This is a genomic window from Xanthomonas hortorum pv. cynarae, assembly GCF_002939985.1.
GTDB lineage: Bacteria > Pseudomonadota > Gammaproteobacteria > Xanthomonadales > Xanthomonadaceae > Xanthomonas > Xanthomonas hortorum_D.
The window spans coordinates 19,045-40,196 of sequence record NZ_MDFM01000018.1 but is presented as its reverse complement, the minus strand read 5'-3'; the positions used below and the strand labels follow the sequence as shown (position 1 = coordinate 40,196).

Below are 21,152 nucleotides of genomic sequence, written 5' to 3'. Positions count from 1 at the left end.
AGACATCGGCTGGCTGCGCGGTTACCGCAGCCAGCTCACTGAGGCCTTGGTGTTCATCGTGATCGATGCGGTGCGCTACACCTGTGGCCATCACACGCAAGCGCCACCGCGTCGGCGCAACGTCTGCCGTTCTTCCGCCAGCGGCGCTGGGTCGGCATTCTTGTGCAACTGACAGGCACGCGTGGTTGCGGACAGCTGCTCTCGTCAACCGTTGCACACCGCACTGCAAAGGATCTGCCATGTCACTCCCGCCACCGATTCCAGGGTCACCGCAACGCGGGGTGCGAGCACCCGAGTTCTGGAGCCGCAACTGGAAATGGATCGTGCCCGGCATCGGGCTGGCGCTGTTTGTGGTGTTGGCGCTGGTGGTCGGCGCGCTGGTCTACGTCATCACCGGGGCGGTGAAGTCCAGCGATGTGTACAGCGGTGCGCTGCACATCGCGCGCTCCGATACACGGGTGATGCAAGCGCTGGGCACGCCGATCGACGAGGCTTTTCTGCCCGACGGCAGCGTCAGTTACGTCGGTCCACTAGGAGAAGCGCATTTCAGTGTTGGCCTGCACGGGCCGCGCGGGCAGGGCAGTGTGCAAGTGGACGCCACACGCAGGCACGGCCGCTGGACCTACCAGACGTTGACGTTCGCCAGCGCACAGGCCGATCCGATCAGTCTGTTGCCCACCGCGCCGCCGCCTTGCCAGCCATGACCTAAGACGCATTGCCGCCACCGCCGCAGATGGGTAGGGTCGCGCTACTTCTCTTTGCAGATGCCTTTCATGAAACCACTTGTCGTTGCTGTCGCGCTCGTTCTGGGCACCGCGTTGCCGGTGTCCCAAGCCCCGGCCCAGAGCCAGACGACCAAGGCCGCGCCGGCCCAACGCCCGACGCCGGCCTGGGTACAGACCAGCAACGGCTACGCGCAGATCCTGCTCACTGCGCAGGCCCCGTTTCAGCCCGAATACGCCAGTTTCTTCGGCGTGCCCGGCTACGACGACCAGGTCATCGACCTGGGCCCAGACAATGCCGCGCGCTATCGCGATGCGATGCGCAAGGCGCGTGCCGCGTTGCAGGCCAAGCTGGCGACCGAGCGCGATGCCAACGTGCGCCAGGATCTGCAGATCATGATCGGCGCAGCCGAACAGAACATCGAAGGCAGCGAGCTCAACGAGCGCTATCTGCTGCCCTGGAACGACGCCCCGGAGCTGGTCTTCAGTGGCCTCAACGGGTTGTTGTCCGACCAGACCGTGCCCGAGCGCCGCGCAAAGGCGCTGGACCGCCTCAAGCGTTACGTCGGCCTGGTGCCGGGCAGCACGCCCACCACCACGCTGGCCCGCCAGCGTTACGAAGAACAGCTTGGCAATAAGGCCTTGTTGCAGCCAACCGAACGCGAAGTGGAGCAGGCACTGGCGAACGTGGATACCTACGTCGCCGGCATCGGTGAACTGTTCGCCAAGTACAAGATCGCCGGGGCCGACGAGGCGCTCAAGGCAATGTCCACCCAGTTGAAGGATTACGCCAACTGGACCCGCACTAGCGTGCTGCCCAAGGCGCGCAAGGACACCCGCCTGCCCGAGCCGCTGTATGCCTTCCAGCTCAAGCAGGTCGGCATCGATATCGCCCCGCAGCAGTTGATCCAGCGCGCGCAGCTGGAATTCATGGAAACCCGCTCGGTCATGCAACAGCTCGCACCGCTGGTGGCCAAGGCCAAGGGCGTGCAGGGCAGCGATTACGTGCAGGTGATCCGCGCGCTCAAGGGCAACACCATCGCCGATGACCAGCTGGAAACCCACTACCGCGGCGTGATCGACCAGATCGACCCGATCATCCGTCAGCAGCGCATCGTCGATGTGCCCAAGCGCCCGATGCAGATGCGCCTGGGCAGCGCCGCCGAAAGCGCCGCACAACCGGCACCGCACTTCCTGCCCGCACCGCTGATCGGCAACACCGGCCAGCAAGGCCAGTTCGTACTGCCGCTGGGCAACCCGACCGCCGACGGCGCCAAGAAGGAGCAGTACGACGACTTCAACTTCGGCTCGGCCGCCTGGACGCTCAGCGCACATGAAGGCCGCCCCGGCCACGAACTGCAGTTCACCGCCATGGTCGAACGCGGCGTCTCGCTAGCGCGCAGCATGTTCGCGTTCAACTCGGTCAACGTCGAAGGCTGGGCGCTGTATGCCGAAGCCGAAATGGTCCCGTACGAACCACTCGACGGCCAGCTGATCGCCCTGCAGTTCCGCCTGCTGCGCGCCGCCCGCGCCATGCTCGACCCCATGCTCAACCTCGGCCTGATCGACCGCGAACGCGCCCGCCAGGTACTCGAAGACGACGTCGGCCTCTCCCCCGCCATGACCCGCCAGGAACTGGACCGCTACACCGTCCGCGCGCCCGGCCAGGCCGGCAGCTACTTCTACGGCTACACCCGCATCCTCGAGCTACGCATGCGCACCGAACTAGCGCTAGGCAAGAAGTTCGACCGCCTGGCCTTCAACAACTTCCTGCTCGACCAGGGCCTGCTGCCACCAGACCAACTGGCCAAGGCGGTGGAAACCCAGTTCGTTCCGGCGCAGCGCAAGTAATCGCAGCGGGGTTTCTTGCTGAGCTGGTTGTTGTGAGTGGTTCGGATGCTGAATAAACGAAGGCGCGGCCCTGAAGGCCGCGCCGATGTGGTGATTTGTAACGTTCATGCTTGCAGCAGCATTAAAGCAGTATTGCGATGGTTCGATACAACAAACATAACTCCCTTTAGGAAAAGTCACGTTTGATAAGTCGTCCGCATCGTCGAAGCTTTACACCCTGCTGTATTTGCAGAACCACCAAGTGAGCATATGTACTCAGTGAGAAAATGGAACATTCTCGGGTCGCTGCTGCCCCGTCCACTTGCCCTGTTTTTTTGCTTGAGGGCAAATGCTTTGATATTGCTTAAGAGCTGCAATGGCAGTTGGAGTCCAAGCCTGAAGGCACACTGGACCTGCACAACAGGGTGATGGACTGGGGAAAAGGCAATAGCCAGGTACAGCGACCCAGGTAGCGCTAATTGGATCTATCGGTGTCCAATTCTTGTCTTGATCTTTGCAACCCTGCGTACAGAAGACAAATGGGTCATCGGATCGGCAGACAAGCTTGACCCCCTTGGTTTGAGCCGCAGCTTGTCCAACGAAACACATCGCCAACATCAACATCCATATCCAGCTTTTCATGACTATTCCTTAGATGACTGAGGTGAAGAGTTGCGCTCAGCCAAGATCAGTGACTACGAGCGTGGTACCGAGACAACAGCAAGCGAGTGCTTAGCCGGTCCCAACCTAGTTGCTCCCGGAGGATACTGCATCCGATTTTGGGTTTCACTACAGGCAGGCGCAGGGTGGGCGCACTAGTTGGCCAACAAGAACGACCAGCACCTTTGATGCCGGTCGTTTGCCGGAATATCTGAACCCAAAGAAAGCTTTTATCGCGCAGGCAACGGACTGGTGGGATTACCCACCCCCGCAGGCACCCAGATCGCCATACCCGCCGCGCGTTTCTGCGTAGTCGGGATCCCGATCCCCAGCCCGCCGCCGACGCGTCCGCCGTAGCTGCCGCCGCCCACCGACAAGCCGCCGCCGGAGCGTTCCGAGCCTACGCCCACAATGACTACGCCGTTGGCGCCGAGCTTGGCGGCTTCGCGCTTCAGCCGCATGACGGCGGCATCGGTCTGGCCCTGGGTGCCGAAGCCGGCGGCGCTGGTGGATTCGAGCTGGGCGATCTCCACCGAGCCGACCGGGGCATTGGAGTACACCTGGACCTGCGCCGGGTCGATCGGCGCACGCGCCTTGCCCAGCATGACCTTGGAGCTGCTGGCGCAGCCGGCCAGGAGCATGGCAAGCCCAGCGACGATGACGACATGCTTGTTCATGGTGAAGCCCCTGTTGAAGGACAGTGACAGCGATGATCCGGCGCCCGGACTGAATCGTGCCGGACTTTGCCGCACCCTAGCCATGCCCATGTGAGGCTGCCGCCAAGCCGCCATTGGTCAGGGTGACCACCTGCCCACTGCGTGTTGGCGGGCGCGGCGCTAAGCTCAGGCCTTCTATGAATGACGAGGTGACACGTGGGATTGATCAGCCTGCTGTGGGGCATTGTGGCGTTGCTGTGGATGGTTCTGGCCTTTATCCCCCTGTTGGGTTGGGGCAACTGGTTCCTGATTCCGTTTGCGGCGGTGGGCGCGCTGATCGCGGCGATCGCGCTGCTGTTTACCGCGGCCGGCAACCGCGGGCGTGCCAAGACTGGCTTGCTGCTCAATGCCGTGGTGATCGTGGTCGGGGTGATCCGCCTGGGCCTGGGCGGTGGGGTGATCTAACCCGTTGCAGCGCTGCGACACAGCGTCGCAGCACGTCCAGCGACAGAGGGCGGGCGTAAACTTGCCGGCTGCTGACAGGAGCCCACGATGGCCCATCCCCACTACCGTCCCCGCCGCATGCGCCACGACGCGTTTTCGCGTCGATTGATGCGCGAAAACACGCTGACCACTGACGATTTGATCTGGCCGGTGTTCGTGCATGAGTTATCCGGCCGTGCGCCGATTGCGTCGATGCCGGGCGTGGAACGCCTGTCGCTGGACGAGTTGCTGCGCGAGGCGGAAAACGCGCTGGAACTGGGTATTCCGGTGATCGATCTGTTCCCGGTGATCGACCCGGCCGGTAAGAGCCTGGACGCGGCCGAAGCCTGGAATCCGGACGGCCTGGCGCAGCGTGCGGTGCGGGCGTTGAAAGCGCGTTTCCCCGAGCTGGGCATCATGACCGACGTGGCGCTGGATCCGTACACCACGCACGGCCAGGACGGCATCATCGATCACAAGGGCTATGTGCTCAACGAGATCACCGTCGAGGCACTGGTCAGGCAATCGCTGTCGCATGCAGAAGCGGGCGTGGACATCATTTCGCCCTCGGACATGATGGACGGGCGCATCGGTGCGATCCGCCGCGCGCTCGATGCGCAGGACCATCTCAACGTGCGCATCATGGCGTATTCGGCCAAGTACGCCTCGGCGTTCTACGGCCCGTTCCGCGATGCGGTGGGCAGCGCCGGCAATCTGGGCAAGGCCGACAAGACCACCTATCAGATGGACCCTGCCAACAGCGACGAGGCCATGCGCGAGATCGCGCTGGATCTGGAAGAAGGCGCGGACATGGTGATGGTCAAGCCAGGCATGCCGTATCTGGATGTGGTGCGGCGGGTCAAAGAAGAGTTCCGTGTGCCGACCTTCGCGTATCAGGTCAGCGGCGAGTACGCGATGCTCAAGGCCGCCGCCGCCAACGGCTGGCTGGACGAGCGCCGCTGCGTGCTGGAAGCGTTGATGGCCTTCAAGCGCGCCGGCGCCGATGGCGTGCTGACCTATTTCGCGCCGCAAGTGGCGCGTTGGTTGCGCGAGGGCTGATTCCCGTGCAGCCAGTACGCACGCGGATGACGGTGGTGATCGAGCAGTAATCAAGCGTGGCTTGCCGGAATTCGAATGCCGCGGCACCGCCAGCCGTGCGCCAACTGCGATAACGATTCTCATCTACAATGGCGAGCCTACTGCTCCAGGCTGCTCGCGCGTGTTCAAGACCGTTCTGTTCCAACTGCACTGGTTGCTCGGCATCACCGCCGGGCTGGTGCTGTCGGTGATGGGGTTGACCGGCGCGTTGATGTCGTTCGAAAACGAGATCGTGCGGTTGGCCAATCCGGCCATCGCGCAATTGGCACAGCGGCATGCGTCAGGCGAGCGGCCGTTGCCGATCGATGCATTGCTGCGCAAGCTCGATCTGGACCAGCAGCAGGCGGTCACGCGCATGCTGATCGACCCCACCGGCGCGCGTCCGTCCACCGCACGCCTGGCCGGCAAAGGTGGCGGGCGGGTGTATTTCGATCCTTATACTGGCGAACAGGTTGCCGCTCCCCGGTTGAGCGGTGCGTTTGCATTTATCGAAGATCTGCATCGTCATCTGACTGCCGGCAAGCGCGGTCAGGCAGTGACCGGTGCAAGCACCTTGATCCTGCTGTTCTTCTGCGCATCGGGCCTGTATCTGCGTTGGCCGCGACGTTGGTGGAGTCTGCGCACCTGGTGGGCGGTGGAATGGCGGCGGCAGGGGCGCAGTTTTCTGTGGAGCCTGCACGGGGTGTTCGGCACCTGGTGTCTGCTGGTGTATCTGCTGGTTGCGTTGACCGGGCTGACCTGGTCCTACACCTGGTATCGCGATGGCATGGTGGCCTTGCTCGGCACCGAGCCGGCGATGCGTGGCGACGGGCGCGATCATCGGCCGGCCACGGTGGATTTCGTAGCCGTGCAGCGCACTCTGGATTCCATTCCGGCCACGCGTATTTCTGCGCTGGATCTGCGTATTCCTCCTCGTATCGGGCAACCGCTGAGCGCGCGATTCCTGCCCGACAATCCCGACCACGATCGTGCTTACGACAATCTGGAAATCGATCCGGCCAGCGGCACTCTGCTGAAATGCCAGGACTACGCATTGCTGCCGTACGGTCAGCAGTTGCTGGTCAGCATGTTCCCGCTGCATTCGGGGAGTTTCTTCGGTCTGCCGGGTCGCATCGTGGTGATGCTGGCCAGTGTCGGCATGTCGGTGTTCTTCGTCACCGGCTGGATGCTCTACCTGGATCGCCGCCGCAAGAAGCGCGAACTGCGCGCCGCGCGCGTTGTATTGCACAGTGCACCGGCGGCCTCGCAGGCCGAGCCGTGGTTGATCGGATTCGCCAGTCAGAGCGGATTCGCCGAGCGCCTTGCCTGGCAGGCTGCCGGGCATTTGCAGGCCGCCGGTCTGCCGGTGCAGGTGCGCTCGCTGGCGCAGCTGGACGCGCAGCACCTGCAAGGCACCCGGCATGCGTTGTTTGTGGTCAGTACCTTCGGCGATGGCGAGCCGCCGGACGCGGCGCGCGGTTTCGAGCGTGAGTTGCTGCGTCAGCGACTGGCGTTGCCGCAGCTGGCGTATGCGGTGCTTGCGCTGGGCGACCGGCAATACGCGCAGTTTTGCGGGTTTTCGCGGCGCATCGAGCAATGGTTGAACACGCAGGGCGCGCAGCCGTTGTTCCCCGCAGTGGAAATGGACAACGCCGATCCGCAGGCCCTGGCGCAGTGGCATGCGCAGTTGGGGCAGATCGCCGGCGCACCGGTTGCCGCCGTCCCATTGACGCGGCCGACGCTGATGCACTGGACACTGTCATCGCGCACCCACCTCAACCCGGGCAGCGAAGGCGCGCCGATCTGGCGCATCGATCTGCATCCGCCGGCCGATGTGCACTGGCAGGCTGGCGATATCCTCGAAGTGCAGCCCGCGCATGCCGACGTGCAGGTGTGCGCCTGTCTGGCCGCATGGGGGCTGCAGCCCGATGCGCTGGTGCATGTGCACGCGCAGCTGCTGCCGCTGCAGCAAGCCGCTGCCGAGCGCGTGTTGCCGGAACCGCCAACAACGCCGCCGGCCTCCACTCCCGATCCACAAACGTGGCTGGATGCCTGCGCCTGGCTCCCCACCCGCGATTACTCACTGGCCAGCGTGCCGGCCGATGGCACTGCGACTACGGTGGTGCGCCTGACCACCTGCGCCGATGGCAGCCCCGGTCTGGGCTCGGGTTGGCTGATCTGCCATGCGCCTGTGGGCGCGCCCGTGCATGCGCGTCTGCGCACCAATCCCGGTTTCCATCGTGTCGAACACGCGCCGATGATGTTGATCGGTAATGGCACCGGCATCGCCGGCCTGCGCGGCTTGTTGCGCGAGGCTGAACTCGCAGGCGTACACGGGCATTGGCTGCTGTTCGGCGAACGTCATGCCACGCACGATCGGCTGTTTGCCGACGAACTACAGGCCTGGCAGCGCAGTGGTCATCTGCACCAACTGGATTGGGTGTTCTCGCGCGACCAGGCGCACAAGCGCTATGTGCAGCATCAACTGCGCGAAGCCGGCGATGCACTACGCCACTGGATCGATCACGGCGCGGTGATGTACGTCTGCGGCAGCCTGGACAGCATGGCGCGCGAAGTCGATGCCGCGCTACGCGAGATTTTGGGCGAAACGCGACTGGAGTCGTTGACCGCAGCGGGGCGTTATCGGCGCGATGTGTATTGAGCGCGGTCATGACCACTGCATCGCAGCCCTAGCCGAATTTTATTTAATACAGTCAGAAGCTAGTGAGTCGAGGGCGCGATGCCCTCACCGCTCGCGGGACACGACGCAAGTACGTCCGTGTAGGCTCGGTGGCGGCATCCATGCCGCCACACGGTCCCGCAATCGGTGAGGACACCGCACCAGAAAGTTGGTCGGTAGTTTGATGAAGGCCTACCTGTTGATCGCGTTGCGTTTTGCGTTGCGAAGTTAATCGGCCGCAGCGTTATCCAAACAACACACCATGCCTTGCTTGCAACCATGCGTGCCGACTATCTCGACTGGTCCTTGCCTGCCCACCGTCGCGGGACCTTACGCGGCATGGATGCTGCGTAAGAGCCTACACGGACGTACTTGCGGCGTGTCCCGCGACGGTGGGCGGGCAAGGGCCTTGCAGCCAAGTCGAAGATCATCGGCTCTACAAGTGATCCATCTGCATTGTCTAAACGCTCCTTACTTGCGGTGTGCCCAGCGATGCCAGGCCGGCAAGGACCCTGCCGCAAATCGGTAGCCAAGCCGCAGCTCAGCCACCCTGCAGCGAAGACCCGGATCATCCCCCCTGCAACGGACCGGCGTGACGTAAGTTTTGTCAGCCGCTCTCAGTCTCACTTCCCGCATCCATGCACCCTCAACGGCAACTGGCATCCCCATCCACCGCCGGCGCCTTCATCCGGTAGATATCCAGTTGCCCGGCACGCGGTGCACGCGCGCTGCCCGTCACCAGCAACTCGCCCGGCTTGGCCGCATCCACCACCGCCCCGAAGGTGCGTTCCTGCGGACCGTTGAACGACAGCGGCAACGCCTGGCCCGCGCCGTAATGCCCGTTCTTGCACGTCGCCAGCAATAACTGGCTGGGCCCATCTGTCTGCCCGCGCGCCCACACCAGCCCGCGCCCATCGCCGAGCCAGGTCGCATCCAGCTCATCGGCAGCGCTGTTGATGGCGCTCAACGGCGCCGGTGCAACGAAGGCCTGCCCGTCCCAACGTGCCACGAACACGTCCATGCCGCCGGCACCGCCGCGCCCATCGCTGGCGAACAGCAGGCGCGTGCCGTCCAGCGACAGTGTCGGGGAACGCTCGTTGCCCCGGCTGTTGACCACCGCGCCCAGCGATTGCACTGCACCGATCCCGCCCTGCGCATCCACCGGCGCGCGATACAGATCCGCGCCACCGGCACCGCCGAGCCGGGTGGAGGCGAACAGCAGCCAGCGGCCATCGGCACTGAACAATGGCGAGGTCTCGTCCTGCGCGGTGTTGATCGGCAGCGGCTGCGCGTTCTGCCAACGCCCGCCGCTCAGCTGGGCCTGCCACAGATCCCAACCGCCGGCCCCCCCGGCGCGGTCGCTGGCCCAGACGATGCGCTGGCCGTCCGGGCTCAACGTGGCACGTGCTTCGTTGGCCGGCGTGGAGACCACGCCCATGCCTTCGATGCCGAACTCGGCAAGCCCCGACGCAGCCGGGACGAAGAGTAAACTTGCCGCCAGCGCGAGCAGCGTCCATCGGTATTGCATGCGGTGTTCCTGCCTAAAGTCGCGCACAGTCTAGTCAACCAGAGAACGTTTCATGCCCGTATCCCGTTATGCCGTGTTCGGTCACCCCGTCGCCCATTCGCTGTCGCCGGCCATCCATGCCGACTTCGGGAAGCAGACCGGCATTGCGCTGGACTACACCGCCATCGATGCGCCGCCGGAGGAGTTCACCGCCGCGCTGGAGCGCTTCGCCGAGGCAGGCGGCAAGGGCGCCAACGTCACGCTGCCGCTGAAAGAGGCCGCCTGTGCGTTGTCGGCCAGCCTGAGCGACCGCGCGCGGCTGGCTGGCGCGGTCAACACGCTGGTGCGCAACGACGGCCAGTGGCAGGGCGACAACACCGATGGCGCCGGCCTGGTGCGCGATCTCACCGACCGCCACGGGCTGGATCTGCGCGGTCGTCGCGTGTTGCTGCTGGGAGCCGGTGGCGCCGCACGCGGCGTGGCGCCGGCATTGCTGGAAGCGGGCATCACCGAAATGGTGGTGGTCAATCGTTCGCCCGAGCGCGCCGATGCGTTGTGCGATGCGCTGGGCGAACCGGCGCGGGTGATGTCGCGCTATATCGAAGACCTGCGCGATCTGGGCGACTTCGAGCTGATCGTCAACGCCACGGCCGCCGGGCGCGATCGCGACGCTGGTGCGTTCTCGCTGCCGTTGGGGCTGGTCAACAGCCTCACCGCAGCGGTCGATCTCAACTATGGCGAAACCGCCATCGCCTTCCTGGCCTGGGCACGTGCGGCGCAATGCCGCTACGCCATCGACGGCCTGGGCATGCTGGTCGAGCAGGCGGCCGAAAGCTTCGCGCTATGGCACGGCGTGCGCCCGGACACCAACCCGGTCTACGCCGCGCTGCGCGCACGCGATGCTGTCCTGATCAGCGCCGACTGAGGTGGGCAGCGTGACCGTCACCGATATCCTGCTGACCCTGGTCACCAGCCTGCTGTCGCGCGTGCCGCTGCTGATCGCCTTGCTGTTGGGGCTGGTGCTGCTGTGGCGTGCCCAGCGCGGGTCGCTGCGGCGCGCCGGGCTGGCCGCGCTGTGGGTGCTGCTGGGCTGTTTGCTGGCTGAAGTCGCCTTTCAGGCCATTCCGATGCTGTTGCTGCAACAAGGCAATGTGCGCCAGATCAGCATGGTGGTCGGTGTCGCACATTTCGTGCTGATGGCCGTGCAGGCCGTGGGCATCGGCGTGCTGGTGTGGACGCTGGCGCTCAGCCTGCAACGCTCACCGCCCGCAGCCAGCGAGCGGCCATGATTCCGATCAAGGCCCTGGGGCTGACCGTGGTCGGCCTGGTCAGCAGTGGCCAAGGCATCTGGATGCTGCTGTATCCAGACAACCTGGCGGCGGTCAACCGGGGCGGCAGCTTGTACGAACGCTTCGGGCCGACCGGTGTGGGCGCCGGCATGCTGGTCATGGGCCTGGCGATGGTGGTGATCGGCGTGGTGTGGGCGCGCTACGCCTGGCCGCGACGTACCTAGAGTGGCGAACAAAACTGCGCAGTAGTTTTGATGGACACTCTTAGGTAAAGACAACCGCGTTCAGTTGTTCCGCACGCCGGTCGCAGCCGCTGCGCCGGTCCGTGCGAAAATAGCGCGATGAGTGAAGTCGCCCCACCGGCCGCGCCGTCGGCGCCCGTCCCTCCCCAGCGCAGCCTGACCGATCCGGTCAAGGCCAGCATCCGCGAGGCTTACGCCAAGCTGCAGGCCAACACGCCCGGCTTCGCCACGCGGCGGGCGCAGAGCCAGATGATCGGCCTGGTCTCGCGCGCACTTGCCACCTCCGGCGGCATCGGCATTGCCGAGGCGCCCACCGGCGTCGGCAAGAGCCTGGGCTATCTCACTGCTGGCGTGCCGATCGCCCTGGCTACCAAGAAAAAGTTGGTGATCAGCACCGGCACCGTGGCGCTGCAATCGCAGCTGGTGGAGCGCGATATCCCGGCCTTCCTCAAGGCCACCGGCCTGGAAGCGACCGTGGCACTGGCCAAGGGCCGCACGCGCTATCTGTGCACCCGGAATGCGGCTGAACTCGAAGGCGACACCAGCCAGAACGCCATGTTCGAAGACGAGCAGGCGCTGTACGACCGCCCGCTCAGTCCCGTCGATGCCGATCTGGCCAAACGTCTGGCCAAGGCCTACGCCGCGCGTACCTGGAACGGCGACCTGGATGACGCGCCCGAACAGGTCTCGGTACCGCTGCGCATGCGCATCACCACGCCTGCCTCCGGTTGTGCAGGCCGCCGCTGCAGCTACGCCGCGCAGTGCCCGGTGCTCAAGGCGCGCACCGATGTGCGCGAGGCGCAGATCGTGGTCACCAACCACGCCTTGCTGCTGTCGTCGCTGTCGCTGGGCGATGCCGAAAACGGCCAGCCGTTGATCGCCCCGCCCGCCGATATGCTGCTGGTACTCGACGAAGGCCATCACATCGCCGGCGTGGCAATCGACCAGGGCGCGGCAAATCTGCCATTGGACGAAATGGCCAGGCGCACCGGCCGGTTGCAGATTCTCATCGCCGCCGCATACCGCGCGGTGGACAAGGACAAGATCGGCAACCTGCTGCCCAACGAAGCGATCGAGGTCGCCGCGCGCGTCTCCAAATTGCTCAAGGCCTTCCACACCGAAGTCGAACATGTGTGGAAGCCCGAGCCCGGCGAGCGCGATCCGCTGTGGCGCGCGGCCAACGGCAAGTTGCCGCCGCAGTGGGGCCCGGCGATCGAAGAACTCGGCGAAGAAACCCGCGCGCTGTTCAACTGGGTGCATGCCGCACACAGTGCGATCGCCAAGGGCAAGCAGGACGATTCCGCACGCGAACGCCTGCAGCGCAGTCTCGGCATGGCCTTGGAAATGGCCGAGCAGCAACACAATCTGTGGAGCGGTTGGCGACGCGAAGACAAGGAAGGCCAGCCGCCGATGGCGCGTTGGATCACCCTGTCGCGCGATGGCGATCTGATCTGCCATTGCTCGCCGGTGTCGGCTGCGCAAGTGTTGCGCACCATGATCTGGAACGAAGTGGATTCGGTGGTGATGACCTCGGCCACGCTCACCGGCGGCGGCGATTTTCAATCCTTCGCCATCGACAACGGCTTGCCCGATCACGCCGAAATGGCCTCACTGGCCTCGCCGTTCGATCTGCCGAATCAGGCCGAGTTGATCGTGCCCAATTTCCCGGTCACCCCCGACGACCGCGAAGGGCACCCGAAGGAAGTCGCGCGTTATCTGGTGCGCGAACTCGATTGGACCGCCAAAGGCAGCATCGTGCTGTTCACCTCGCGCTGGAAGATGGAAAAGGTCGCCGACCTGATGCCGCTGGCGCAGCGCAACCGCGTGCTGGTGCAGGGCGAGGGCAACAAGTCGCAACTGATCACCGAACACATGCGCCGCATTGCCGCCGGCGAGGGCTCGGTGCTGTTTGGTTTGAATTCTTTTGGCGAAGGGTTGGATCTACCCGGCGACGCCTGCACCACCGTGGTCATCACCCAGGTGCCGTTCGCGGTGCCGACCGACCCGCAGACATCGACCTTGAGCGAATGGCTGGAAAGCCGGGGTCATAACGCCTTCAACCTGATCGCCATCCCGCACGCGCTGCGCACACTCACGCAATTCGCCGGCCGCTTGATCCGCAGTTCCAACGACCACGGCCGCGTGATCATCCTCGACTCACGCCTGCTGACGCGTCGCTACGGCAAACGCATTATCGACGCGCTGCCGCCGTTCAAGCGGGTGATTGGTTGATTGGCTAATCGAACCTTGCGACGCAGCATTGCTTGAAGCGTCATGCGCGCTTGCGTGATGCAATACGTAGTTCGTCAGTTCACGCATCAGATTGGCAATGCCGTTATCTGCAACCTGGTGCCCGCATATTTGGCGATGCATATCACGCTACACAGTCATCATCACGTTCGCCTATCGCTGCGATCATAACTAACGACTTCTCACACTTCGGCCTGCTGGCCATGATTCAGTTCCTTCAAACGAGCTGACGCCATGCGCCCTGGATCCCTCATGGTGCTAGCCCTGCTAGCCCCGACGCTGATCGCCCCGCCGGTCTTCGCCCAATCCGTTCTGACCCGCGACAACGGCGCCAAGGTCGGTGACAACCAGAACTCGCAGACCGCCGGAGCCAATGGCCCGACTCTGCTGCAGGACGTGCAGCTGATCCAGAAGCTGCAGCGCTTCGATCGCGAGCGCATCCCGGAGCGTGTGGTGCATGCGCGCGGCACCGGCGTCAAAGGCGAGTTCACCGCCACTGCCGATCTGTCCAGCCTGACCAAGGCCAAGGTGTTCAGCGCCGGCGAAAAGACCCCGGTGTTCGTGCGCTTCTCCTCGGTGGTGCACGGCAACCATTCGCCGGAAACGCTGCGCGACCCGCACGGCTTCGCCACCAAGTTCTACACAAGCGAAGGCAACTGGGATCTGGTCGGCAACAACTTCCCCACCTTCTTCATTCGCGATGCGATCAAGTTTCCCGACATGGTCCACGCGTTCAAGCCGGACCCGCGCACCAACCTGGATGACGATTCGCGTCGTTTCGATTTCTTCTCGCACGTGCCCGAAAGCACGCGCACGCTGACGCTCCTGTATTCCAACGAAGGCACGCCCGCCGGCTATCGCTTCATGGACGGCAACGGCGTGCATGCCTACAAGCTGGTCAATGCGCAGGGTGAAGTGCACTACGTCAAGTTCCATTGGAAGACGCTGCAGGGCATCAAGAACCTCGATCCCAAGCAGGTCGCTGCCGTCCAGTCCAAGGACTACAGCCACCTGACCAACGATCTGGTCGGTGCGATCAAGAAGGGCGACTTCCCGAAGTGGGACCTGTACGTGCAGGTGCTCAAGCCGGAAGACCTGGCCAAGTTCGATTTCGATCCGCTGGATGCCACCAAGATCTGGCCGGATGTGCCAGAGCAGAAGGTCGGCCAGATGGTGTTGAACAAGAACGTGGACAACTTCTTCCAGGAAACCGAGCAGGTGGCGATGGCGCCGGCAAATCTGGTGCCGGGTATCGAGCCGTCTGAAGACCGTCTGCTGCAGGGCCGTATCTTCTCCTACGCCGACACCCAGCTGTATCGCATCGGTACCAACGGCCTGAGCCTGCCGGTCAACCGCCCGCGTGTGGCCGTCAATAACGGCAACCAGGACGGCGAAGCCAACACCGGGCACACCACCAGCGGCGTGAATTACGAGCCCAGCCGCCTGGAGCCGCGTCCGCAGGACACCGCTGCGCGTTACAGCGAGCTGCCGCTGTCGGGCACCACTCAGCAGGCCAAGATCACCCGCGAGCAGAACTTCAAGCAGGCTGGCGAGTTGTATCGGTCCTACAGCAAGAAGGATCGTGCCGACCTGGTGCAAAGTTTTGGCGAGTCGCTGGCCACTACCGACACCGAGAGCAAGCATCTGATGCTGTCGTTCCTGTACAAGGCCGACCCCGAATACGGCACCGGCGTGACCCGCGTTGCCAAGGGTGACCTGGCCCGCGTCAAGCAGTTGGCCTCCAGCCTGCAGGAGTGATCCACCCGACGGCATCGCGGCCTGTGCCGCGGTGCCGTCCTCGTTTTCGGGAGAGCTACATGCGCACCCTGCTATTTCTGATGCTCGGCACCTTGTCTGCGGCTGCCAACGCTGCTTCACCCGCGTCTGTCCCTGCCAGTACCACGAATGCGACCACCAATCCTGCGCAGATCAAGCTGCAGTTGCGCGAGTATTTTTTCGATGCGGCACGCGAAGGTCGGCAGGACATGCTCGCCGAGTTCATCCGCTCGCATTACGACCTCAATACCCGCGACGAGAAGGGCTACACCGCCTTGATCCTGGCCGCCTATCACGGCCAGCGCCCGGCGGTGGAGCAGTTGCTCAATGCCGGCGCCGACCCTTGTGCGCAGGACAAACGCGGCAACACTGCGCTCATGGGCGCCATCTTCAAGGGCGAGCTGGGCATCGCCAAACGGTTGATGCAGGCTGATTGCGCCCCGGACCAGCGCAACAATGCCGGCCAGACCGCGGCCATGTACGCGGCACTGTTTCAACGCACCGATGTCCTCAAGGATCTGGCTGCCAAAGGCGCAGACCTCAGCCTCAAGGACGGGCAGGGCAACGATGTGACCAAGCTGCAACGCGGCGAGTTCGCCACCGCGCCGGCGCGCTGAAAGCACACTGGTGATGCCAGGGTGCGCTCCGCGTGCCTTGCTTGCTGAACTGCCGCAGGTGCGGCACAGCCAGCGCCTACAGCCCCACGGCACCTGTTGAGGCAGCACAGCGTTGAGCATGCTCGGCCGGCAGGTGCTGCCCGAGCGTCGCGCACTCCCGGCATGTGACGTCTTTGGCGAATCCTTCGGTAGTACCCAGCAAGCGCTCAGCGGCGGCGGCACAGTTCCGCTCTGGTAAACCTGCGCCTTGTTCTCCGCGCCGAGAGGACCAGTACCCATTGCGGCGCGTTGTAGCGCACGCAGGCAGCCGCACGCAGCGGCGACCATCATCCAAGCTCTCCGACAGTCGTCAGGTCTTGATCACCAGATCTTCCGGTTCTCAGGAGCCCCTGCGCCACCCGTCGTAGATATGCACATCGGCCGGTCCATCGGCGCGGTCGCCATCGGCCTGCCGAGAGTCGAAAAAGAGCTTCTCCGCGGCCGCCGGTTTTCTGCCGCGCGCGCGTTGTAACTCTGGCGGTGGTGGTGATTTTTCTGCCACCACGTCAGGAATTTTCTGACGCTGAAACCTTTGTGCGCCAAGGCTTTGACATAAATCTGAGCGCGCGCTGACTTGCTTGAAATTCATTGGAAAAAACCGCAGAAAACAGTTCAAGAAAGCGCGGGCAACGCCGATGCTGAAGCTATCGCACCTTGGAACCCCCGGACCATGAAGCTCGATCCTTCCATCCCTTTCCTGATGTCCCTGCTCGCCATGGTGCTGTGCACCGCCACCGCCGTCGTGGCGCTGGTGTTTGGCCAGGTGCATGTCCTCGCTACCTCGTGGAGCTTCTACACCGTGCTGGGTACCGCCCTGATCACGCTGGTCGCCTCCTACCACGCGCTCGGCAAGCCGCTGACTGCCGAAGAGCGCGTCGGTTTCCGCAACCCGTAAGTGTTGCTCACGTCCAGGCGACGCGCGCAATCGCGCTGACGCCAGCAGTGGACGCAAGAAATCCTGCTTGTAAGCAATGATGTAGCGCGTTCGCTCGACAGGGGCGGGCGCCGCCAGGGACAGTAGCATCCTGCTCGGCCACCGCTACACCCACGGCCAGACTCAGCCGGCCAAACTGGCCCACGCCACCGCTGAGACGGCGCGATGCCGGCAAATAGCGATGCCGCTCGACAGCGCTAGGATTTGGCGAGCTGGAACAAAAACAGCGCTAGCGCGAAGTCGTTCTCCGCGCCGACGGCAGATGTGGCCGTGATGCTGGGTGCCGAATCGCGCCTCCAGCGCAATCCATAGCACCTGCATCGTGTTCGAATTTCGCCTGTCGATAGGCTGTCGATCGCATGACGCTGCGAACAGCTGATCCACCAGCAAGATCTGACAGCCAAGAGCTTCGGCATGGCTCATGCGCTGCGGCAGATTCATCGGTGCCCGTGTAAGCTGTTGATCCTGCTCTGCATTCCGATGGCCGCTCACGGCGGCCAATTTGTCGATGACCGCTTCCGCCGATCGTTACGCCGCCTCCTTGCGTCTGTCCGTCGCCCCGATGATGGACTGGACCGACCGCCATTGCCGGGTCTTCCATCGCCTGCTGGCGCCCTCCGCGCGGCTGTATACCGAGATGGTGCACGCCAACGCGGTGATCCACGGCGATCGCACGCGGCTGATCGGCTTCGATCCGGTCGAGCATCCACTTGCGCTGCAACTGGGCGGCAGTGAACCGGCCCTGCTCGCGCAGGCTGCAGCGATCGCGCAGGAGTGGGGCTACGACGAGATCAACCTCAATTGCGGCTGCCCGTCCGATCGCGTGCAGGCCGGGCGTTTTGGCGCCTGCCTGATGCGCGAGCCGGCGCTGGTGGGCGAGTGCGTTGCCGCCATGTGCGCGGCAACGACGCTGCCGGTCACGATCAAGTGCCGCCTGGGCGTGGACGACGATGGCGACTACCTGGTGTTCGCCAGTTTTGTCGATCAAGTCGTCGCGGCCGGTGCTGCCATGGTGGTGGTGCATGCGCGCAACGCCTGGCTCAAGGGCCTGTCGCCCAAGGAAAACCGCGAGGTGCCGCCGCTGCGCTACGACTGGGCCTATCGCCTCAAGCAGGAACGCCCCCAATTGCCGGTGGTTATCAACGGTGGCATCGCTGCGGTGGACACCGCGCTGGAACACCTGCAACACACCGACGGCGTCATGCTCGGCCGTGCGGCCTACCACGACCCTTATGTGCTGCACTGCCTGGACGCGGCACTGAATCGGCGCCCGGAACAATCGCGCGAGGCATTGCTACGCGCGCTGCAGCCCTATGTAGAGTCCCAGCTGGAGCAAGGGCTGGCGCTGAAGCACATCACCCGACATGTTCTGGGACTCTTCCATGGGAAGCCCGGCGGACGCGCATTCCGCCAGGTGCTGAGCGAGGGCGCACACCGCTCCGGCGCCGGGTGGGACCTGGTCGAGCAGGCATTGCAGCGTACCGACACGCACGCCTGGCGCGTTGTCGCCTGAGAGTGGTCCGGCACTTGCAGAGCCTGAACCAGCTCTTGAACGGCCGCATTTGTTAGCTCACAGCGCGGCAGCCACGACCGTGAGAGCGAGCGCAGGCAAGGCTTTCGGCCTCAAATCGCGTTCATTTCACTGAACCGCGTTAACACGAAGCTTAAAAGTTCAGATCGGATTCACCCCCCAAAATCAAGAATTTGGGTCTATTCTCGGGCTCGACCACGCTGTGACGCATGGCCGGTTTCACGAATTTTGAATGTTCCTGAACAACCCGCTAGGATTCGTTTGTGACCCAGCCGTTCTGCCGCGCTAGCCATGTTGTCCTGGTTGCCCTTTGGGTCGCCATGGCGGCGCCGTCGGCATGGTGTCAGGGCTATCCGATGGGGCATTCGGGCCGTGAGGCGTTACCGCCCTCAGCCCGCGGCAACGGGCGCACGCTGTCGGACACCATTCGGCAGGTGCAGCGGTCCACCGGTGGACAGATCCTCAGCGCCGAACGTGTGCCGTTCGACGGTGGCAATCTCAACCGGGTCAAGTACATGTTGGACGGGCGCGTGCACACCGTCTACGAATCGGAACAGATGCAGCCCCCGCCGCCGCGTCGCCCGGCGCCGCCAGATGCGCCACCACGCGACGATAACCAGTAAACGTAGATAGTTCTGCGTTCAGTCTCATAAATTCCCCGGCACCCGCCGACAACGTAACTAGGGAGAGTGCATGCGTATCCTTTTGGTCGAAGACGAAGCTCCGCTGCGCGAGACACTTGCCGCGCGCCTGAAGCGTGAAGGCTTTGCTGTCGACGCTGCACAAGATGGCGAAGAAGGTCTGTACATGGGCCGCGAAGTGCCGTTCGACGTCGGCATCATCGACCTTGGCCTGCCCAAGATGTCGGGCATGGAGCTGATCAAGGCGCTGCGCGACGAGGGCAAGAAATTCCCTGTGCTGATCCTGACCGCGCGTTCGAGCTGGCAGGACAAGGTCGAAGGCCTCAAGCAGGGCGCCGACGATTACCTGGTGAAGCCGTTCCATGTCGAAGAGCTACTGGCGCGCGTCAACGCGTTGCTGCGGCGCGCGGCAGGCTGGAGCAAGCCGACCCTGGAGTGCGGCCCGGTCGCTTTGGATCTGGCAGCGCAGACGGTGAGCGTCAACGGCGCCAATGTCGATCTGACCAGCTACGAATACAAGGTGCTCGAGTACCTGATGATGCATGCCGGCGAACTGGTCTCCAAGGCCGATCTGACCGAACACATCTATCAGCAGGATTTCGATCGCGATTCGAACGTGCTGGAAGTGTTTATCGGTCGCCTGCGCAAGAAGCTCGATCCCGACGGTGAGCTCAAGCCGATCGAGACCGTGCGTGGTCGTGGCTACCGCTTCGCCATCCCGCGTACCGAAGGCTGAGTCCGCGCGTCGGCAAACAGGAAGATAGGGTGTCGGTGCGCTCCAAGTGGTACAAACGCTGGCGGCCGCGCTCCCTGCAGGCCCGCCAGCTGTTGGCTGCCAGCCTCAGTCTGGTGGCCTTCCTGGCGCTGGCAGGCTACGCGCTGGATGTGGCGTTCGCCGACACTGCCGAAAAGAATCTGCGCGAGCGGCTGAAGAACTATGCCTCGGCGTATGCCGCCAATATCGATTTCGTCCGCGATGGCTCGCTGTACATCGGCGGCCAACCGCCTGATCCACGTTTCGACGTGCCCGGCGGCGGGCTGTATGTCGAAGTCGTGCGCCCGGACGAAAGCTGGACGTCGATGTCGGCCGAGGGGCCAAACATTCCGCACGGGCGCATGCTCGAGCCGCGCCAGGAAGAGTTCATCGGCCCGCTGGAGATGACCCAGATCGACGGCAGTCTGGGCGAGTTGTACCGCTACGGACTGGGCGTGAGCTATGTCGAACGCGAACACGGCGGCGAGATTCCGTACACCATCTACGTGATGGAAGACGCGCGCTCGATGGGCGCGCAATTGCGCGTGTTCCGGGGCGCGGTGTGGTTCTATCTCGGTAGTGCCGGCGTGGTGCTGCTGGTGCTGCAGGCCTTCATTCTGCAGTGGAGCCTGCGACCGCTGCGGCGGGTCATCAACGAGTTGACCAAGGTGCAGCGCGGGGAAATTCAGCGCATGAGCGAGCAGCATCCGCGCGAACTCGAGCCGCTGACCGAAAGCATCAACGCCTTCATCGAAAGCGAGCGCGACAACCTGGATCGTCAGCGCAATACGCTTGCCGATCTGGCACACAGCCTCAAGACGCCGATCGCCGTGTTGCGCACCCAACTGGACAGCGGTCAGTCCGAGCGCGATCTGCACGAGGAAATGGACGTGCAGCTGCGGCGCATGAACGACCTGGTGTCTTACCAACTCGCACGTGCGGCTTCCAGCGGGCACAAGCTGTTTGCCGCGCCGTTGCCGATCGAGTCGACCGCCGAAGAAATCGTGCGCGGTCTGGAGAAGGTGTATTCGGTCAAAGGCGTGCTGTGCGAATTCGATATTTCGCCTGAAGCGCGTTTTCATGGTGAGCCGGGCGATCTGCAGGAGCTGCTTGGCAATCTGCTGGAAAACGGCTTCAAGTGGGCGCGCAGCCGCGTGCTGTTGACTGCGCAGCCAGGTCCCACCACCGGGAGCCGCCGCGCCGGATTGATCCTGTCGGTGGAAGACGATGGTCCCGGCATTGCGCCGGAAGATGTGGCCAAGATTCTGCAACGTGGCGTGCGCGGCGACGAACGCGTGCAGGGTCACGGCATCGGCATGTCGATCGTGCAGGACCTGATCAAGGCCTACCGCGGCGAATTGCAGGTGGTGCGCTCGCAGGAACTGGGCGGCGCCCGCTTCGATGTGACCTTGCCGCCGGGATTGTGACCGGCATGCGTTGCGGGATGAACCTGTGGCCAATGTC

Annotated in this window: 19 protein-coding genes; 16 read left to right on the top strand and 3 right to left on the bottom strand. The window is 63.9% G+C overall.

Annotated features, from left to right (window positions below; genetic code table 11):
- Positions 1-239 precede the first annotated feature (239 nt).
- Both XcyCFBP4188_RS13480 and XcyCFBP4188_RS13475 read left to right on the top strand, forming a co-directional pair.
- On the top strand, positions 240-704 hold the full coding sequence (locus XcyCFBP4188_RS13480; RefSeq protein ID WP_046932202.1) for a cytochrome c oxidase assembly factor Coa1 family protein: 465 nt from the start codon (positions 240-242) through the stop codon (positions 702-704).
- 69 nt (positions 705-773) lie between these two features.
- A complete protein-coding gene (locus XcyCFBP4188_RS13475) occupies positions 774-2,573 on the top strand; it encodes a DUF885 domain-containing protein (RefSeq protein ID WP_104592295.1) in 1,800 nt (599 codons plus the stop codon).
- A gap of 869 nt (positions 2,574-3,442) precedes the next feature.
- On the opposite strand, the gene XcyCFBP4188_RS13465 is transcribed toward XcyCFBP4188_RS13475, so the two are convergent.
- The gene (locus XcyCFBP4188_RS13465; RefSeq protein ID WP_006453132.1) at positions 3,443-3,889 is read right to left on the bottom strand and encodes a hypothetical protein; all 447 of its coding nucleotides are present in this window, start codon (positions 3,887-3,889) and stop codon (positions 3,443-3,445) included.
- 201 nt (positions 3,890-4,090) lie between these two features.
- On the opposite strand from XcyCFBP4188_RS13465, the gene XcyCFBP4188_RS13460 reads away from it, so the two are divergent.
- The 3 genes from XcyCFBP4188_RS13460 to XcyCFBP4188_RS13450 all read left to right on the top strand — a co-directional run bounded on the left by XcyCFBP4188_RS13460 (position 4,091) and on the right by XcyCFBP4188_RS13450 (position 8,090).
- The gene (locus tag XcyCFBP4188_RS13460) at positions 4,091-4,333 is read left to right on the top strand and encodes a hypothetical protein (RefSeq protein WP_006453133.1); all 243 of its coding nucleotides are present in this window, start codon (positions 4,091-4,093) and stop codon (positions 4,331-4,333) included.
- 87 nt (positions 4,334-4,420) lie between these two features.
- The gene (hemB, locus tag XcyCFBP4188_RS13455) at positions 4,421-5,410 is read left to right on the top strand and encodes a porphobilinogen synthase (protein WP_043911233.1); all 990 of its coding nucleotides are present in this window, start codon (positions 4,421-4,423) and stop codon (positions 5,408-5,410) included.
- Positions 5,411-5,570: 160 nt separating this feature from the next.
- The gene (locus tag XcyCFBP4188_RS13450; RefSeq protein ID WP_104592308.1) at positions 5,571-8,090 is read left to right on the top strand and encodes a PepSY domain-containing protein; all 2,520 of its coding nucleotides are present in this window, start codon (positions 5,571-5,573) and stop codon (positions 8,088-8,090) included.
- Positions 8,091-8,754: 664 nt separating this feature from the next.
- Here the strand turns inward: XcyCFBP4188_RS13450 and XcyCFBP4188_RS13440 are convergent.
- Positions 8,755-9,636: a TolB family protein gene (locus XcyCFBP4188_RS13440; RefSeq protein WP_006452107.1), complete on the bottom strand. Its 882-nt coding sequence runs from the start codon at positions 9,634-9,636 to the stop codon at positions 8,755-8,757.
- Positions 9,637-9,688: 52 nt separating this feature from the next.
- Here XcyCFBP4188_RS13440 and aroE point away from each other — a divergent pair, with 52 nt between their 5' ends.
- The 6 genes from aroE to XcyCFBP4188_RS13410 all read left to right on the top strand — a co-directional run bounded on the left by aroE (position 9,689) and on the right by XcyCFBP4188_RS13410 (position 15,789).
- On the top strand, positions 9,689-10,540 hold the full coding sequence (aroE, locus tag XcyCFBP4188_RS13435) for a shikimate dehydrogenase (protein WP_006452106.1): 852 nt from the start codon (positions 9,689-9,691) through the stop codon (positions 10,538-10,540).
- Between the two features lies 1 nt (position 10,541).
- Positions 10,542-10,904, top strand: coding sequence for a hypothetical protein (locus tag XcyCFBP4188_RS13430; RefSeq protein WP_006452105.1), 363 nt, complete (start codon positions 10,542-10,544; stop codon positions 10,902-10,904).
- Entirely contained in the window at positions 10,901-11,128 is a 228-nt protein-coding gene (locus tag XcyCFBP4188_RS13425; RefSeq protein ID WP_006452104.1) for a hypothetical protein, read from the top strand. The genes XcyCFBP4188_RS13430 and XcyCFBP4188_RS13425 overlap by 4 nt, the downstream gene beginning before the upstream one ends.
- Positions 11,129-11,245: 117 nt before the next feature.
- Entirely contained in the window at positions 11,246-13,378 is a 2,133-nt protein-coding gene (gene dinG, locus XcyCFBP4188_RS13420; protein WP_006452103.1) for an ATP-dependent DNA helicase DinG, read from the top strand.
- A gap of 270 nt (positions 13,379-13,648) precedes the next feature.
- Positions 13,649-15,154 (top strand): catalase KatB, encoded by a 1,506-nt coding sequence (katB, locus tag XcyCFBP4188_RS13415; RefSeq protein ID WP_006452102.1) that lies wholly within the window; start codon positions 13,649-13,651, stop codon positions 15,152-15,154.
- A 59-nt stretch (positions 15,155-15,213) separates the two neighbouring features.
- Positions 15,214-15,789 (top strand): ankyrin repeat domain-containing protein, encoded by a 576-nt coding sequence (locus XcyCFBP4188_RS13410; protein WP_006452101.1) that lies wholly within the window; start codon positions 15,214-15,216, stop codon positions 15,787-15,789.
- Between the two features lie 379 nt (positions 15,790-16,168).
- On the opposite strand, the gene XcyCFBP4188_RS23205 is transcribed toward XcyCFBP4188_RS13410, so the two are convergent.
- Positions 16,169-16,417 carry a hypothetical protein gene (locus XcyCFBP4188_RS23205; protein ID WP_174705844.1) on the bottom strand — a complete coding sequence of 83 codons (249 nt, stop codon included), beginning with the start codon at positions 16,415-16,417 and terminating at the stop codon, positions 16,169-16,171.
- 81 nt (positions 16,418-16,498) lie between these two features.
- Between XcyCFBP4188_RS23205 and XcyCFBP4188_RS13400 the strand changes: the two genes are divergently transcribed.
- The 5 genes from XcyCFBP4188_RS13400 (at position 16,499) to XcyCFBP4188_RS13375 (ending at position 21,115) form a co-directional block, all read left to right on the top strand.
- A complete protein-coding gene (locus XcyCFBP4188_RS13400; protein ID WP_006452100.1) occupies positions 16,499-16,723 on the top strand; it encodes a hypothetical protein in 225 nt (74 codons plus the stop codon).
- Between the two features lie 547 nt (positions 16,724-17,270).
- Positions 17,271-18,275, top strand: coding sequence for a tRNA dihydrouridine(20/20a) synthase DusA (gene dusA, locus XcyCFBP4188_RS13390; protein ID WP_006452099.1), 1,005 nt, complete (start codon positions 17,271-17,273; stop codon positions 18,273-18,275).
- Between the two features lie 338 nt (positions 18,276-18,613).
- Positions 18,614-18,916, top strand: coding sequence for a hypothetical protein (locus XcyCFBP4188_RS13385; RefSeq protein ID WP_043910217.1), 303 nt, complete (start codon positions 18,614-18,616; stop codon positions 18,914-18,916).
- Between the two features lie 70 nt (positions 18,917-18,986).
- Positions 18,987-19,670, top strand: a complete 684-nt coding sequence (locus XcyCFBP4188_RS13380; protein ID WP_002808458.1) for a response regulator transcription factor — start codon at positions 18,987-18,989, stop codon at positions 19,668-19,670.
- A 74-nt stretch (positions 19,671-19,744) separates the two neighbouring features.
- A complete protein-coding gene (locus XcyCFBP4188_RS13375; RefSeq protein WP_172839287.1) occupies positions 19,745-21,115 on the top strand; it encodes an ATP-binding protein in 1,371 nt (456 codons plus the stop codon).
- The last annotated feature ends 37 nt before the right edge of the window (positions 21,116-21,152 follow it).